This is a genomic window from Halosegnis marinus (assembly GCF_029338355.1).
Classification (GTDB): Archaea; Halobacteriota; Halobacteria; order Halobacteriales; family Haloarculaceae; genus Halosegnis; species Halosegnis marinus.
In genome coordinates, this window is the sequence record NZ_CP119802.1 from 1,121,724 (window position 1) to 1,136,408 (window position 14,685).

A 14,685-nucleotide genomic window follows, 5' to 3' on the forward strand; every position below is an offset into this window, starting at 1 on the left:
GTGTGGTGTGGTTACTGCTTGTGGATGAGCGTGCTCAGGAGGTTCTCGTCCTTGTGGAGCGTCTCGATTCGGTTCGCCGGCCCGATGACCGTGAGCTTCCCCTTCGAGGACTTGCCCATCAGCTTCCCGAGCAGGCCGGTGTCGCCGCCGCCCGTCGGGTACGTCTCTATCTCGATGCCGGTGAAGCCGTCCGGCGATATCTCGGACATCGTCACCTCGATGAGCTTCGACTCCTCGTCGGGGTCGAGCCCCTGTTCGAGGATGACGATGTTGCCGTCGTGGACGCCGTCGAGGATGAGCCGTATCTTCTCCATCGTCCGCAGGCCCTCCATCCGCTCGGCGCTGATCATGTCGATCTGGACCCCGTCGTCGTTCGGGCTCTGTGTCTCAGGCATGGTTCACCCGAAGTACTCCGCGATCTTGTCGTACACTTCGTCCATGTTGTCGCCCTCCAGCGCCGAGAGCGGAATCGTCTCGTGCTGCGGGAAGGCGTTGCGGATGCGCTGGACGGAGGCGTCCTCCAGGTCGGTCTTGTTCGCGAGGATGAGGACGGGGAGGTCCTGGCTCTCGATGATGCCGATGAGCATCGTGTTCACCTGCGTGAACGGGTCCGTCGTGGCGTCGAGCACGTAGATGACGCCGTCGACGTCCTCGCGGAGCCAGTGCATCGCCTCGGCGACGCCCTCCGTCGCCTCGCGCGACCGGCGCACGGCGTCGTCCTTCTCGATGTCGTGTTCGAGGAACTCCTCGTAGTCCACCTTCGTCGTCACGCCGGGCGTGTCGACGATGTCGATGGTGACGGTGCGGCCGTTGCGCTTTATCTCCACGTTCTCCTTCCGCCGGGCGCGTCGGGTCTCGTGGGGCACGTGGCTCTCCGGGCCGATCGCGTCGCCGGTCCAGTCGCGGGCGATACGGTTGGCGAGCGTCGTCTTGCCGGCGTTCGGCGGGCCGTAGATACCGATACGCCTCGGCTCCGACCCCGCGAACAGGCTCGACGTCACCCGCGAGATGCTCGATCTGATTTCGGTGAGTAGTCCCATCCTTACCTCGTACGGCCCTGTTTCGAGTGGAAATCGAGCCGCTCTGCACGCAACACCACCCTGTACTCACTTAAGCTTGTGTCAGACACCTCTCCGGACCCGGACAGGAGCCGCCGAGCCGGTAAGCCCCGGCTACTGCGGTCCCTGCCGTTCGGTGCGTCGGCCGGCGGCGTACTCCGTACGTCGGCTGCTCCATGGGCTACCGAGTCACCGGCTCCTCGATACACCGACTCCGCGATACACTGACTAGCCGACGTATCGCCTTTTGCCCGGGAGACGTGACGGGAGCACGACGACCGGGTGGCACCGCAACGACCGGGTGGGACCGCGACATCCCCGCCACGGAACCGACTTGCCGCCGCCCGTCGATAGCTGTCCCTAGTCTCCCCGCACGGGCGAGCGCGCTAGACGCCGACGGCGGTCGGCGGAGCGGGGAGCGTTTCGAAGCTGTCGACAGGAGTACGAGTCTGCCGACGCGTGACTGACGCGCGTACGACGCGCGGCTGACACGCCGTGGCTGATACACGGGAACCCGTGGGCGACACATGCCATCCCGTAGCAGGTCACGCTTCGTCGGCCTCCCTGTTGAGGGGCGAGCGTCGGGAGCGTCCCAACCCCCACCCCTTCGTTTCTACTGGAACGGGAGAACCATCCGGGAGCGCGACGGGAAGGCGGGACGGAGAGAAGGGCGAGAAACGGCGATAGAGCGGGTCGAGAAGGCCGTTCAGCCATACTTAGCCGACAACATCCCGACTCGAAACCGCTTTTCTCTAGTACGGGTTTGGTTACTGCATATGTGTAATAAAACTACCGCTATTGATACACTAGTTCCACGTGATTCCGACCCCCATCCCACCCTTGAACGGTGTTCCACCCGAAACAAAGGGGTGGGGGTTCCCACCTCTGCTCACCCTCGCCGACCCGGAACCGCCGTATCCTGAACCGAGACGCCCTGAAACGCCATCGCAGTTCTAGTACTCGGCTTACTATTCTAGTATCTCTAGGGTTCTTCTAGTACCATGGTTTCGTGTCTAGTCGCCCCACACCCGTTCCCGTCCCGAGGGCCCGCTAGCGGCCCGGCTCGGCGGCGACTGTCCCGCTCCGAACCCCTTCGTTTCCACTCTAGCCGGGCGCCCCACGACACAGAACCGGCCCGAGGGTGCCGCGTACCGGGGAACGAACCGCGGTCGTGGCGTACGGCCGACACGGTCCGTTCGACCCGCAACGGGGGGTCGGACCCGAAGGGTGTCACCGTAATGCTTAATATCGTTACCACCACCGGTTCGTTTGCATCAACTGGACATGGGGGGAACGCGGCCATCGCCGTAACGCATCTCTCTTCCGGGTTCTCCGGGGCGTAACGGGCCGCGAGACGGTGTTCCACTCGAAACGAGGGGGTTCGCGATAGGACATGACCGGAAACACACAGGACGATACACGCGACGGCGGGGGTGAGGCGGAGGGGACCGACACGGACGGACGGGACGCCGACGAGGTGACCGGGACGGGCCCGGACGCCGCCCGCCCGCCGGAGGAGGCCCCGCCGGCCGACCCGGAGAGCGACGCCTCGGGGCTCGGCACGGGCGGCGAGCGCTTCGGCGCCGAGGACATCGACCTCGACGACATCGTGCTCGACGACCCGGCGGAGGAACCGGACGAGGCCTCCCGCGGGCTGTTCGACGACCTGCTTGAGGGCGAGCCGATATTCGAGAACAAGGAGGTCCTCCGGCCGTCGTACACCCCCCACAAGCTCCCGCACCGCGAGGAACAGATCAACAACATGGCGACCATCCTCGTCACCGCGCTGCGCGGGGAGACGCCGTCGAACATCCTCATCTACGGGAAGACGGGGACGGGCAAGACCGCGAGCGCGAAGTTCGTCTCCGAGGAACTGGAGACGACCTCCCAGAAGTACGAGGTGCCCTGCGAGGTCCGCTACATCAACTGCGAGGTGACGGACACCCAGTACCGCGTGCTCGCCCAGCTGGCGAACAAGTTCATCGAGAAGAACGAGGCGGTCATCGACGGGAAGCTCGACCGGCTCACCGACCTCCGCGAGGAGGCGGGCGAACTCGCCGACCCGAGCGAGGCGCTCGCGGACACGGAGTTCGACACCGTCGCCGGCGTCGAGGAGCGCATCGAGGAGCTCGAAACCGACCGCGAGGAGTTCGAGCCGGCGCCCATGACCGGGTGGCCGACCGACCGCGTGTACCAGACGTTCTTCGACGCCGTGGACTACCACGAGCGCGTGGTCGTCATCATGCTCGACGAGATCGACAAGCTCGTCGAGAAGTCCGGCGACGACACGCTGTACAACCTCTCGCGGATGAACTCCGAGCTCGACAACTCCCGGGTGTCAATCATGGGCATCTCGAACGACCTGAAGTTCACCGACTTCCTCGACCCCCGCGTCAAGTCGAGCCTCGGCGAGGAGGAGATCGTGTTCCCGCCGTACGACGCGACCCAACTCCGCGACATCCTCCAGCAGCGCGCCGAGGTCGCGTTCAAGGGGGAGTCGCTCGACGACGACGTGATCCCGCTGTGTGCGGCCTTCGCCGCGCAGGAACACGGGGACGCCCGGCGTGCCCTCGACCTGCTGCGCACGGCCGGCGAACTCGCCGAGCGCGACCGTACGGACATCGTCAACGAGGAACACGTCCGCAAGGCACAGGAGAAGATCGAACTCGACCGGGTGGTCGAGGTGGTCCGCACCCTCCCGACGCAGTCGAAACTCGTCCTCTACGCCATCATCCTCCTCGAATCGAACGGCGTCCACAACATCAACACGGGCGAGGTGTTCAACATCTACAAGCGCCTCTGTCAGGAGATCGACGCCGACGTGCTCACCCAGCGCCGGGTGACGGACCTCATCTCCGAACTCGACATGCTCGGCATCGTCAACGCCGTCGTCGTCTCGAAGGGCCGCTACGGCCGGACGAAGGAGATCAGCCTCTCGGTCCCCATCGACGAGACGGAGGCGGTGCTGCTCTCGGACTCCCGCATCGGCGAGGTGGAGGAGGCCCAGCCGTTCGTGCAGGCGCGGTTCGATAACTGAACCCGCTTCCCCGTTGAACTCCGCTTCCCGTTCGTTCCGCCCAAACCGCCCGACAGCGGCGCCTCGACACCCCTCCGTTTCCGCTGGAACACGGCGTTCTCACGGTAGGTTTTAGTCGGCGCGGGCGTTCGGTGTCGCTATGGATTACCGCGAACTCGACGGCGGGCGCGAGTTCGTCGCGCGGCTGGAGCACGGCGGCGACTGGCGCGCGCAGATCGAGCGGTTCGCGGCCGACGAGGGTGTCGGCGCGGCCTTCTTCGTTGGACTCGGCGCGGTGCGGGACGCGGAGTTCTACTTCTACGACCAGACGGAGCAGGAGTACTACCCCGAGGTGTTCGACGAGCCGCTCGAAGTCGCGGCCTGCGTCGGCAACGTCTCGATGCTAGACGGGGAGCCGTTCGCCCACACGCACGCGGTCTGCTCGCGCGAGGACGGTACCGCGCTGGCGGGCCACCTGAACGCCGGCACGGTGTTCGCCGGGGAACTGTACGTCCGGGAGTTCGACGCGGAGTTGCACCGCGAACACGACGACACGACCGACCTCGACCTCTGGCCGCTCTGATGCGCCCGGAGGACGAGGCGTACTTCGAGCGGCTGGAAACCCGGCTGGACGGGGCGTTCGAGGTGGCGGAGGAGGCGAAGACGCGCGGCGAGGACCCCCACCCCGAGGTGGAGATACCCGTCGCGAAGGACATGGCCGACCGCGTCGAGAACATCCTCGGCATCGAGGGGGTCGCGGAGCGCGTGCGCGAACTCGAGGGGCAGATGTCCCGCGAGGAGGCGGCGCTCGAACTCGTGACCGACTTCGTCGAGGGGACGGTCGGCGACTACGACTCCCGCGCGGGGAAGATAGAGGGCGCGGTCCGGACGGCCGTCGCCCTGCTGACGGAGGGTGTCGTCGCGGCCCCCATCGAGGGCATCGACCGGGTCGAACTGCTCACCAACGACGACGGCACGGAGTTCGTGAACGTCTACTACGCCGGTCCCATCCGCTCGGCGGGCGGGACGGCGCAGGCGCTGTCGGTGCTCGTCGCCGACTACGCCCGCGCGCTGCTCGGCATCGAGGAGTACGAGGCGCGCGCCGACGAGACGGAGCGGTACGCCGAGGAGGTCGCGCTGTACGACAAGGAGACGGGCCTCCAGTACACGCCGAAGGACACGGAGACGAAGTTCATCGCGAAGCACATGCCCATCATGCTGGACGGGGAGGCCACGGGCGACGAGGAGGTCTCCGGCTTCCGCGACCTCGAACGGGTGGACACCAACTCCGCCCGCGGCGGGATGTGTCTCGTCCTCGCCGAGGGTATCGCGCTGAAGGCCCCGAAGATACAGCGGTACACCCGCGGGCTGGACGAGGTGGACTGGCCGTGGCTCCAGGACCTCATCGACGGGACCTACTACGACGACGCCGGCGGCGACGCGGCCGAGACCGACGAGGGCGACGAGGGGAGCGACGCCGACGGCGAGGAGACGGCGGCCGAGGCCGACGCCGCCGGCCCGCCGCGCGCCGACCCCGCGAGCAAGTACCTGCGCGACCTCATCGCCGGCCGACCCGTGTTCGGCCACCCCTCAGAGCCCGGCGGCTTCAGGCTCCGCTACGGCCGGGCGCGCAACCACGGCTTCGCGACCGCCGGCGTCCACCCCGCGACGATGCACCTCGTGGACGACTTCCTCGCCACGGGTACGCAGATAAAGACGGAGCGCCCGGGGAAGGCGGGCGGCGTCGTCCCCGTGGACTCCATCGAGGGCCCGACGGTCAAACTCGCCAACGGCGACGTCCGGCGAATCGACGACCCCGAGGAGGCGCTCGAAGTCCGCAACGGCGTCGTGGAGATACTCGACCTCGGCGAGTACCTCGTCAACTACGGGGAGTTCGTCGAGAACAACCACCCGCTCGTCCCGGCCTCCTACGTCGCCGAGTGGTGGGAGCAGGACCTCGCCGCGGCGGGCGCGGACGTGCAGGCGATGCGCGACGACCCGGGCCTCGACCTCGACCGTCCGGACGCGGAGCGGGCGCTCGCGTGGGCCGAGGAGTACGACGCGCCCCTCCACCCCACGTACACCTACCTGTGGCACGACCTCCCCGTCGAGGGGTTCGAGGCGCTGGCCGACGCGGTCGAGGCGTCGGGCCGGTTCGCCGAGGCCGACGGCGCGGCCCTCGAATCGCCCCCGAGCGCGGGAAGCGACCGTACGCTCGTCCTCCCGAACACCGACGCCGTGGTCGAGGCGCTGGAGGCGCTCGTGGTCGAACACACGCAGGGGGAGGAGACGGTCACCGTCCCCGACGCCCTGCCGTTCGTGCGCTCGCTCGGGTTCACCGCCGACCTCGACCGGACGTGGACGGAGCTCTCGGCGTCCGCGCGCGGCTGGGACGACGGCGCGAACAGCCACCGCGCCGTGAACGAGGTCGCGCCGTTCTCGCTCCAGGAGCGCGCCCCGACCCGCATCGGCAACCGGATGGGCCGCCCGGAGAAGTCCGAGTCGCGCGACCTCTCGCCCGCGGTCCACACCCTCTTCCCCATCGGCGAGGCGGGCGGGAGCCAGCGCGACGTGAGCGCGGCCGCGAAACAGCGCGACGTGTCCGCGACCCCCGGCACCGTCGAGGCGGAGGTCGCCCGCCGTCGGTGTCCCGACTGCGACGAGGGCACCTTCCGCGGCCGCTGTCGCGAGTGCGGGTCGTGGACGGAGCCGCACTACGTCTGCCCGGACTGTGAACACGACGTGGAACCCGACGAGTCCGGACGCGCGGAGTGTCCGCGCTGTGGGACGCTCGCCCGCTCCACCGAGCGCCGCGAGATAGACCTCAACACCGAACTCCGCGATGGGATGGCGAACGTCGGCGAGCGCGCCGGCTCCTTCGAGATGCTGAAAGGGGTCAAGGGGCTGATGTCGACCCACAAGATACCGGAGCCGATGGAGAAGGGCGTGCTCCGGGCGAAGAACGGCGTCACGGCGTTCAAGGACGGCACCGTCCGCTACGACATGACGGACCTCCCCGTCACCGCCGTCCGCGCGAGCGAACTCGACGTGGAGGTGGGTCAGCTCCGCGAACTCGGCTACGAGACGGACATGGACGGCGAGCCGCTGCGCCACGACGACCAGCTGGTCGAGCTGAAGGTGCAGGACGTGGTGCTCTCCGACGGCGCGGCCGAACACATGCTGAAGACGGCCGACTACGTCGACGACCTGCTCGAACGCTACTACGGCCTCGACGCCTTCTACGACGTGGACGAGCGCCAGGACCTCGTCGGCGAACTCGTCTTCGGGATGGCGCCCCACACCTCCGCGGCGGTTGTCGGGAGGGTTATAGGGTTCACGAGCGCCGCCGTCGGATACGCGCATCCGTACTTTCACGCCGCGAAACGGCGGAACTGCGATGGGGACGAAGATTGTGTGATGCTCCTGATGGACGGACTTCTCAACTTCTCGAAGGAATACCTCCCTGACAAGCGCGGGGGGCAGATGGACGCGCCGCTCGTCATGTCCTCGCGCATCGACCCCTCCGAGATCGACGACGAGGCGCACAACATGGACATCGTGGACCGCTACCCCCGCGAGTTCTACGAGGCGAGCCGCGAGATGGCGGACCCGGAGGAGGTGGACGTGAAGATAGCCGAGGAGAACCTCGACACCGACCGCGAGTACACGGAGTTCCGCCACACCCACGACACCTCGAACATCGCGCTGGGGCCCGACCTCTCGGCGTACAAGACGCTCGGCAGCATGATGGACAAGATGGACGCCCAGCTCGCGCTCTCGCGGAAGCTCCGCGCCGTGGACGAGACGGACGTGGCCGAGCGCGTCATCGAGTACCACTTCCTGCCGGACCTCATCGGCAACCTCCGCGCCTTTTCGCGCCAGGAGACGCGCTGTCTCGACTGCGGGGAGAAGTACCGCCGGATGCCGCTCACCGGCGACTGCCGGGAGTGCGGCGGGCGGGTCAACCTCACCGTCCACCAGGGGTCCGTGAACAAGTACATGGACGTGGCGCTGCGCGTCGCCGAGGAGTTCGGCTGCCGGGAGTACACGGTTCAGCGGCTGAAGATACTGGAGCGCTCGCTCGAATCCGTGTTCGAGAACGACAAGAACAAGCAGGGCTCCATCTCCGACTTCATGTGACCGCCGCGGGCTACGACCAGACGCCCGCGCCGGAGTAGGTGGCCTCTATGACGGCGGTCCGGCCGTCGACCGTCACGGTCACGTCGTCGGCGTCGTCCGCGAGCGCGGCCTCGATGTCGGCCTCGCTCTCGATGGCGTCGGCGCTGTCGTACCGGAGCGCGACCGAGGAGGTCACCGACGACCCCGAGAAGGACGCGCTGACGGCCCCGCCGAGCGCGCCCGAGAGGTCGAGGTCCGAGAAGGAGGCGAGGCCCGTCTCGTCCGAGTCGCTCGGCGCGGCGGCGTCGCCGCCGAACAGCCCGCCGTCGGCGGAGTAGGTCACGCCCATCACCCCGCGGCGGGGGAGCGCGGTCGCGAGCGCGTCGTAGTCGTCGTCGCTCGCGCTGTACCGCAGGCTCCCGTCGGCGTTCGCGTCGACGTAGCTCCGCGCGGCTTCGACGGGGTCCTCGGCGTCCTCGGCCGAGACGACGACCACCGCGTCGCCCGACACCGCGACGACGGCATCGCCGGTCAGCCCGCCCGTGCGGAACAGTTCGTACCCCTCGTAGGACTCGACGGCCTCGCCGGCATCGTCCTCGACGGACGCGGCGAGCACGTCGGCGTCGAACTCCCCCTCCAGAACTATCGCGCCGTCGACGACGTGGGCGTACTCGGCCCCGCCGTCGCTCTCGATGGTGTCGGAGAGGCCGTAGCGTACGCCGAACCCGACCGCCAGCGCCCCGCCGAGCAGGTACGCCGCGGGAATCAACAGCAGCGGGTCGTCGGTTTCCGGGTCGGCCGCCGGGGTTTCGGTCGCCGTCGCGGTCCCGGTTTCGCCGAGTTCGCGGTAGGTCGAGAGGTCGAGGGTGACCGCGGCCACGTCGCCGTCGTCGTCGTCGCGGACCCACGAGTCGTAGCGCGCCCGCTCCCCCGACGAGCCGGTTCCGGGGAGCGAGCTACAGCCGGCCAGCCCCGCCGCGGCCGCCGCGGCCGCGGTGGAGAGCAGGTGTCGTCGTCGCATCGTTTCGTTCGACGCGCGAGCGACACAAATAGCCCGTGGCCGTGGCCCGCGGATTTACGCCCGCAGCGGTCGCTCCACGCGCATGGTCAACGAGTCGGACCTCGACTGGACCGAACACGAGGGCGCGGAGACGGCGTCCCGCCGGAAGAAGCTCGCCGCGGCCGCCGGGGGCGAGGAGGTGGGGGCGTCGCTGTACGAGGTCGACCCCGGCGAGCGGCCGTGGCCGCTCCACTACCACACCGGCAACGAGGAGGCGCTCTACGTCCTCGCGGGGGAGGGCGTGCTCCGGCGGGGCGAGGGGTACGACGACGTGCCGCTCTCGCCCGGCGAGTACGTCGCCTGTCCGGCCGACGAGTCCGGCGCGCACCAGGTCGTGAACCGCGGGGAGGAGGTACTCCGCTACCTGATGGTCTCGACGATGAACGAGCCGGACGTGGCGGTGTACCCCGAGGCCGACGGTATCGGGGTGTTCGTGGGCGCGCCCCCCGGCGGCGACGGCGAGCGGACGGTGTCGGGCTTCTGGAACCGCGGGGACGCCGTCGAGTACTGGGACTAGCCGGGGTCGGAGACAGGCTTTAGTCGCGTGCGCGGAAGCCTCGGCGCATGGAGAAAGTAGCCGTCGAGGACGTGGACTCGTGGGTGTCGCCGGCGTCGGCGAAGCGGCCGGTCGGGCGCGCGCTGGGCGTCGAGGACGCCGCACTGAACTACTACGAACTCGGTCCGGGCGAGTCGTTCGCGTTCGGGCGGCACCGACACATGGGCCAGGAGGAGGTGTTCTACGTCCTCTCGGGCGAGGCGACGTTCGAGACGGGCGACCCGCGCGAGGGGACCGAGGAGGTCGTCGTCGCGGCGGGCGAACTCGTCCGCTTCGGGCCCGGCGAGTGGCAACAGGGATGGAATCGCGGCGAGGAGCCGGTGCGCGCGCTCGCCGTCGGCGCGCCCGCGGAGTCGGGCGAGACGACCATCCTCCGGGAGTGCGAGGCCTGCGGCGGCTACACCGAGCAGTCGGTCGAGCGCGCGCCCGACGAGGAAGGGGCGCTCGTCACGGTCTGTGGCGACTGCGGCGGGGAGACGGCGCGGTTCTCGTAGGCCAAGAGGGAAGTCCGTCGCGGGCCTACCGCCGACCATGCCCGAGACGTTCGTTTACGACGACGAGTGCGGCTTCTGTACGTGGTGTGCCCAGCAGCTCGTGGACCACTCCGACCTCGACGTGGTCGGCTTCTCGGACCTCACCGACGCCGAGCGCGAGCGCCTCCCCGAGGACTGGGAGGAGGGCGCCCACCTGGTGACCGACGACCGGGTGTACTCGTTCGGCGAGGCCATCGAGCAGGCGTTCGCGCGCAGCGAGGTGGCGCCGCCGGGCACCGACGACACGGTCGGGTTCCTCCGGCAGTTCGCGGACTACAACCGCCTGCGCGAGAAGCTCTACCGCGAGGCCGCCGACCGCCGCGACGTGTGGGGTCACTTCGTCCGGCAGGACGACCCCGTCCGCCGCTCCGAGTCCTAAGGAGTCCTATAGCGGGAAAACGCCCTCCCTTCGGGTGGAGATAGTCGCCGACGGCGAGCGGCCGCGTCGCGGGCGACCCCCGAGAGCGCGGCCGGCGCGAACGCTCCGGAGCCCTATGGAGAGGAAACGGTACGGTTTCGCCTGGAGATCGCGTCCCGGGCCGTGACGAGGGACGAGGGGTCGGGGTCCGGGTCGGTGGCGCTGACGCCCCCGCGAGGCTATCCGGACCCGATGGTCCCCGCGAGAACGTTTCCCGGGGTGCGTTTCCCGCGCGCGATAGAGAGGAAACGGTGGTGTTTCGGGTGGAGGCGGGCGTCTCCCGAGACGGCTGTTCGCACACGTCGGTCGTGTTTAAGCTCTCGGGCGCCGATAGACGGTCGCTATGACCAACGCAGTCGCAACTGAATCCGTCGGCCCGGACGCGCCGGTCGTTACGCCCCGCCGGGGCCGTGCGGTCGCCGTCGCGCTCGGCCTCGTCGTCGTCGGCTTCCTCGCCGGGACGCTCCTCGGCGCGGTCCCGCTCGTCGTCGAGCTCCTCCTCACGGGCGAGATACTCGCCTCCCCCGTGTACCTGCTCGCCAGCGTCGTCGTCACGATGCTCGCGTACGCGGCCGTCGCGCTCGTGTACGCCCGCGGTCGCCTCGTCATCCCCGCCCGGACGCCCACGCTCCGGGAGGTCGGTATCGCGGGCGGCGCGGTCCTCGCGATGCTCGCGGTGAACATCGGCGGCCAGTTCGTCGTCGGCCTGTTCGGGCTGGAGGCGGCCCCGTCGAGCGTCGCCGACATCGCCGTCGGCGCGCCCGTGTTCCTGCTCGCGCTCGCGGCCGTCGCGCTCCTGCTCAACGGCCCAGCCGAGGAACTGCTGTTCCGCGGCGCGGTACAGGGTCGGCTCCGCCGCGCGTTCGGCCCGGTCGGGGCGGTCATCGGCGCGAGCCTCCCGTTCGCGGCCATCCACTTCTTCGCCGTCGTCGGCACCGTCGGCGCGGGGCTGGTCTCGGTCGCCATCATCGCGCTCGTCGCGGTCGTCCTCGGCGCGATATACGAGTACACGGACAACATCGTCGTCCCGGCGCTGGCCCACGGCGTCTACAACGCCGTGCTGTTCGTCGCCGCGTACCTCGCCGTCGTCGGCGCGTTCTGAGTTCTACTCCTCCGAGGGTTCCCGACCTTCATACCGGATGCCGGGCCCAACTCCGACACGCTCATGGCCGACCACCCGCTTGCGGAAGACGTGACACCGGGCGACGACTGGCGGGACGTGTTCGGCCACGCGGAGCCGTACCCCGAACAGGAGGACGGGGTCGACGCCGCCGTGGCTGCCGCCCGAGATTCGGGGTTTCTCTCACTGGAGGGTGCGTGTGGCACGGGGAAGACGATGCTCGCGCTCACCGCGGGCGTCCACCTCGTGCGCGACCCCGACTCCGACTTCGAGCGCGTCGTCGTCCTCACGAGCGTCAAACAGCAACTGCGCCAGTTCGAGGCGGACCTGCGGACGATGAACGCGAACCTCCCCGACGGCTACGACCCCGTGACGGCGATGACGCTCGTCGGGAAGGCCGACGTCTGCCCGTACAACATCGAGGGGCGCGCGGGCATCGACGACGACACCGTCTACGAGCGGTGTGAGGGCCTGCGCGAGCGCACCCGCGGGCTGACCGAGGAGACGACCGCCGGGTCGCTCGCCTCGCGCGCCCGGAGCCAGCAGGTCGGGCTGGCCGATTCGGGGACACAGGGCGGCGGCGCCCAGTACATGGAGGTGCTCGGCGAGCCGACCCCCTACCCCCCGGACACGGTCGAGTACGCCGACGGGACGACCGAGGTGGAGTACTGCCCCTTCTACGCGCAGTACCTCGACGACCTGCCCGAGGAGGGGGACGCGAGCGAGGCCGTGCCGTTCGACTTCACCGACATGGGGCTCATCGAGCGCGACGACCTCGTCACCCTCTCGGCGAGCCACGGCACCTGCCCCCACTCGACGATGGGCGCGATACTCGAACACGCGGAGGTCGTCGTCGGCAACTACTACCACGCCTTCGATCCGACGACGGTCGGCTCGTTCACCGGCGCGCTGCTCGACGAGGAGACGTTCGTCGTCTGCGACGAGGCGCACATGCTCGAACCCCGCGTGCGCGACCTCGTCTCCGACCGCGTCGGCGACGCCACGCTCCGGGACGCCGAGAGCGAACTCGCGCGCGTGCTCCAGCCGCTCACGCTCGACGGCGGCGACGGCACGCGCACGACGGCGGGCCTGTCGGAGGCGCGCGACCTCATCCGGGCGGAACTCGACGACGCCGACGTGACGACCGACGAACTCGCCCGCCTGCGGGAGTTCCTCCGGGACCTCCGCGAGGAACTCGACCGCCGGGTCACGGCCCACCTCGACCGCGAACACCGGGGCTGGCGCGCCGACCTCGGCGACCTGCCGGACGACGAGATACCGCTACGCGACCCCGAGGAGCCGGCGGAGGACGAGATAACGGAGTGGGCCGAGCGGGAGGGGTACACCGACTCCGTGTGGGCGAACGCCGAGACGGTCGGGGCCGTCGTCGCCCGTATCCTGAACGAGGCCGAGGAGGAGGACAAGCGCCGGGCGGCCCCCGCCGTCGGGCGCGTCCTCGGCTCGTGGTACCGCAACGACCACACCGACTACTTCCGGGAGATAGAGCTCGAGCGGACGTGGGACGAGACGGAGCCGGCCGACTCGTGGCGGCGCGCGTACAACGCGGCGCTCGCGGTCCACAACTGCATCCCCGGCGACGCCATCGCGGAGACGCTGGGGAAGTTCGGCGGCGGCGTGTTGATGAGCGCGACGCTCGCTCCGCTCGACGTGTTCGAGCGCGTCACCGGGCTGACACACCTCCGCGAGGAGGAGAACCGCCCGGTCGAGCGTCGGACGTACGGCCTCTCCTTCCCGGCGGAGAACCGCGCCTCCTACGCCGTCGCCACGCCGAAGTTCACCCACGACAACCGCGGGTTCCCGGACGAGGAGACCGAGACGCGGCGCGTCTACGCGAACGCGCTCCGGCAGGTCGCCCGCGTCGACGGCAACGTCCTCGTCGGGATGCCCTCCTACGCCGAGGCCGAGTGGGCCGCGGACGTGCTCGCGGACGTGGACAAGGAGGTGCTCATCGACGAGTCGTCGGGCGACGACGCCACCGAGCGGCTGAAGGCCGACTTCTTCCGCGGCGACGGGAAGGTGCTCGTCACCTCGCTGCGCGGGACGCTCACCGAGGGAGTGGACTACCGCGGCGACCGCCTGTCGGCGGCCGCCGTCTGTGGCGTCCCCATCATCAACACCGCCTCGCCGCGGACGCGCGCCGTCCGGACGGCCTACGACCGCGAGTTCGGGGACGTCTCCGCGAGCGACGCGAGCGGAGGCGTGGGGGGCGGAACGTCCCGCAGCGGGTTCGAGACGGCGCTGACGGTCCCCGCGGTGCGGAAAGCCCGGCAGGCCATCGGGCGCGTCATCCGCGGCCCGGAGGAGGTCGGCGTCCGCGTCCTGCTGGACGAGCGGTACGCCCGCGACTCGTGGGACTCGGTTCGTGAGTACCTAGGGCCGGAGCGAGAGGAGTTCCAGCCGGTGTCACCAGACATGCTGTCGGTCGGCCTCGACCGCTTCCGCGACGGTCGGAACTGAGACGCGCGAACGCGGCCGCTCGTCGGTCGGGTGTCGAAGAATCGTGTGGTACTCGTCGCGGTCAGCGACGGAAGGTCTGTTACTGCCGAACGACGTTGGAGGCGCGGGGCCCCTTCGGCGACGACTCGATGTCGAACTCCACTTCGGTCCCCTCCTCGAGGTCCGGGCCGCCGACGTCCTCCATGTGGAAGAACACGTCCTCGTCGTCGTCGAGGTCGCCGTCGTCGGTCGTGATGAAGCCGTAGCCGCCAGTGTCGTTGAAGAAGTCAACTTTACCGTGTGCCATTACGAACAAACGTAGAGTCGATTCGGGGATAACGCTTGCGA

General features: G+C 69.3%; 12 protein-coding genes. 8 read left to right on the forward strand and 4 right to left on the reverse strand.

The genetic code is table 11. The annotated features are described in order from the left end of the window. Positions 1–11: 11 nt before the first annotated feature. Both P2T37_RS06285 and P2T37_RS06290 read right to left on the reverse strand, forming a co-directional pair. Positions 12–395: a DUF2073 domain-containing protein gene (locus P2T37_RS06285; protein ID WP_276235944.1), complete on the reverse strand. Its 384-nt coding sequence runs from the start codon at positions 393–395 to the stop codon at positions 12–14. Between the two features lie 3 nt (positions 396–398). Then, complete coding sequence (locus tag P2T37_RS06290; RefSeq protein ID WP_276235945.1) at positions 399–1,040, reverse strand: Era-like GTP-binding protein; 642 nt, start codon at positions 1,038–1,040, stop codon at positions 399–401. A 1,411-nt stretch (positions 1,041–2,451) separates the two neighbouring features. Here P2T37_RS06290 and P2T37_RS06295 point away from each other — a divergent pair. The 3 genes from P2T37_RS06295 (at position 2,452) to P2T37_RS06305 (ending at position 8,214) form a co-directional block, all read left to right on the forward strand. Beyond that, positions 2,452–4,095: a Cdc6/Cdc18 family protein gene (locus P2T37_RS06295; RefSeq protein WP_276235946.1), complete on the forward strand. Its 1,644-nt coding sequence runs from the start codon at positions 2,452–2,454 to the stop codon at positions 4,093–4,095. 139 nt (positions 4,096–4,234) lie between these two features. Further along, positions 4,235–4,657, forward strand: a complete 423-nt coding sequence (locus P2T37_RS06300) for a PPC domain-containing DNA-binding protein (RefSeq protein WP_276235947.1) — start codon at positions 4,235–4,237, stop codon at positions 4,655–4,657. Next, the gene (locus P2T37_RS06305) at positions 4,657–8,214 is read left to right on the forward strand and encodes a DNA polymerase II large subunit (RefSeq protein ID WP_276235948.1); all 3,558 of its coding nucleotides are present in this window, start codon (positions 4,657–4,659) and stop codon (positions 8,212–8,214) included. The genes P2T37_RS06300 and P2T37_RS06305 overlap by 1 nt, the downstream gene beginning before the upstream one ends. Positions 8,215–8,224: 10 nt before the next feature. On the opposite strand, the gene P2T37_RS06310 is transcribed toward P2T37_RS06305, so the two are convergent. Further along, entirely contained in the window at positions 8,225–9,214 is a 990-nt protein-coding gene (locus tag P2T37_RS06310; protein ID WP_276235949.1) for a hypothetical protein, read from the reverse strand. A gap of 82 nt (positions 9,215–9,296) precedes the next feature. On the opposite strand from P2T37_RS06310, the gene P2T37_RS06315 reads away from it, so the two are divergent. From P2T37_RS06315 to P2T37_RS06335, 5 genes are all read left to right on the forward strand, one after another. Next, positions 9,297–9,770, forward strand: coding sequence for a cupin domain-containing protein (locus P2T37_RS06315; RefSeq protein ID WP_276235950.1), 474 nt, complete (start codon positions 9,297–9,299; stop codon positions 9,768–9,770). 47 nt (positions 9,771–9,817) lie between these two features. Then, positions 9,818–10,303 (forward strand): cupin domain-containing protein, encoded by a 486-nt coding sequence (locus P2T37_RS06320; RefSeq protein ID WP_276235951.1) that lies wholly within the window; start codon positions 9,818–9,820, stop codon positions 10,301–10,303. 37 nt (positions 10,304–10,340) lie between these two features. Then, positions 10,341–10,721: a DCC1-like thiol-disulfide oxidoreductase family protein gene (locus P2T37_RS06325; protein WP_276235952.1), complete on the forward strand. Its 381-nt coding sequence runs from the start codon at positions 10,341–10,343 to the stop codon at positions 10,719–10,721. A gap of 382 nt (positions 10,722–11,103) precedes the next feature. Then, positions 11,104–11,862 (forward strand): CPBP family intramembrane glutamic endopeptidase, encoded by a 759-nt coding sequence (locus tag P2T37_RS06330; protein WP_276235953.1) that lies wholly within the window; start codon positions 11,104–11,106, stop codon positions 11,860–11,862. A 90-nt stretch (positions 11,863–11,952) separates the two neighbouring features. Beyond that, positions 11,953–14,358, forward strand: coding sequence for an ATP-dependent DNA helicase (locus P2T37_RS06335; RefSeq protein ID WP_276235954.1), 2,406 nt, complete (start codon positions 11,953–11,955; stop codon positions 14,356–14,358). Positions 14,359–14,437: 79 nt separating this feature from the next. Here P2T37_RS06335 and P2T37_RS06340 read toward each other — a convergent pair whose 3' ends face one another. After that, entirely contained in the window at positions 14,438–14,644 is a 207-nt protein-coding gene (locus tag P2T37_RS06340) for a cold-shock protein (RefSeq protein WP_276235955.1), read from the reverse strand. Positions 14,645–14,685 lie beyond the last annotated feature (41 nt).

Bases quoted from the DNA above. Each gene is read 5' to 3' on its own strand.
- P2T37_RS06320 (WP_276235951.1), top strand. From the start codon at position 9,818: ATGGAGAAAGTAGCCGTCGAGGACGTGGACTCGTGGGTGTCGCCGGCG.
- P2T37_RS06340 (WP_276235955.1), bottom strand. From the start codon at position 14,644: ATGGCACACGGTAAAGTTGACTTCTTCAACGACACTGGCGGCTACGGC.
- P2T37_RS06305 (WP_276235948.1), top strand. From the start codon at position 4,657: ATGCGCCCGGAGGACGAGGCGTACTTCGAGCGGCTGGAAACCCGGCTG.
- P2T37_RS06290 (WP_276235945.1), bottom strand. From the start codon at position 1,040: ATGGGACTACTCACCGAAATCAGATCGAGCATCTCGCGGGTGACGTCG.
- P2T37_RS06300 (WP_276235947.1), top strand. From the start codon at position 4,235: ATGGATTACCGCGAACTCGACGGCGGGCGCGAGTTCGTCGCGCGGCTG.
- P2T37_RS06295 (WP_276235946.1), top strand. From the start codon at position 2,452: ATGACCGGAAACACACAGGACGATACACGCGACGGCGGGGGTGAGGCG.
- P2T37_RS06315 (WP_276235950.1), top strand. From the start codon at position 9,297: ATGGTCAACGAGTCGGACCTCGACTGGACCGAACACGAGGGCGCGGAG.
- P2T37_RS06310 (WP_276235949.1), bottom strand. From the start codon at position 9,214: ATGCGACGACGACACCTGCTCTCCACCGCGGCCGCGGCGGCCGCGGCG.
- P2T37_RS06285 (WP_276235944.1), bottom strand. From the start codon at position 395: ATGCCTGAGACACAGAGCCCGAACGACGACGGGGTCCAGATCGACATG.
- P2T37_RS06330 (WP_276235953.1), top strand. From the start codon at position 11,104: ATGACCAACGCAGTCGCAACTGAATCCGTCGGCCCGGACGCGCCGGTC.
- P2T37_RS06325 (WP_276235952.1), top strand. From the start codon at position 10,341: ATGCCCGAGACGTTCGTTTACGACGACGAGTGCGGCTTCTGTACGTGG.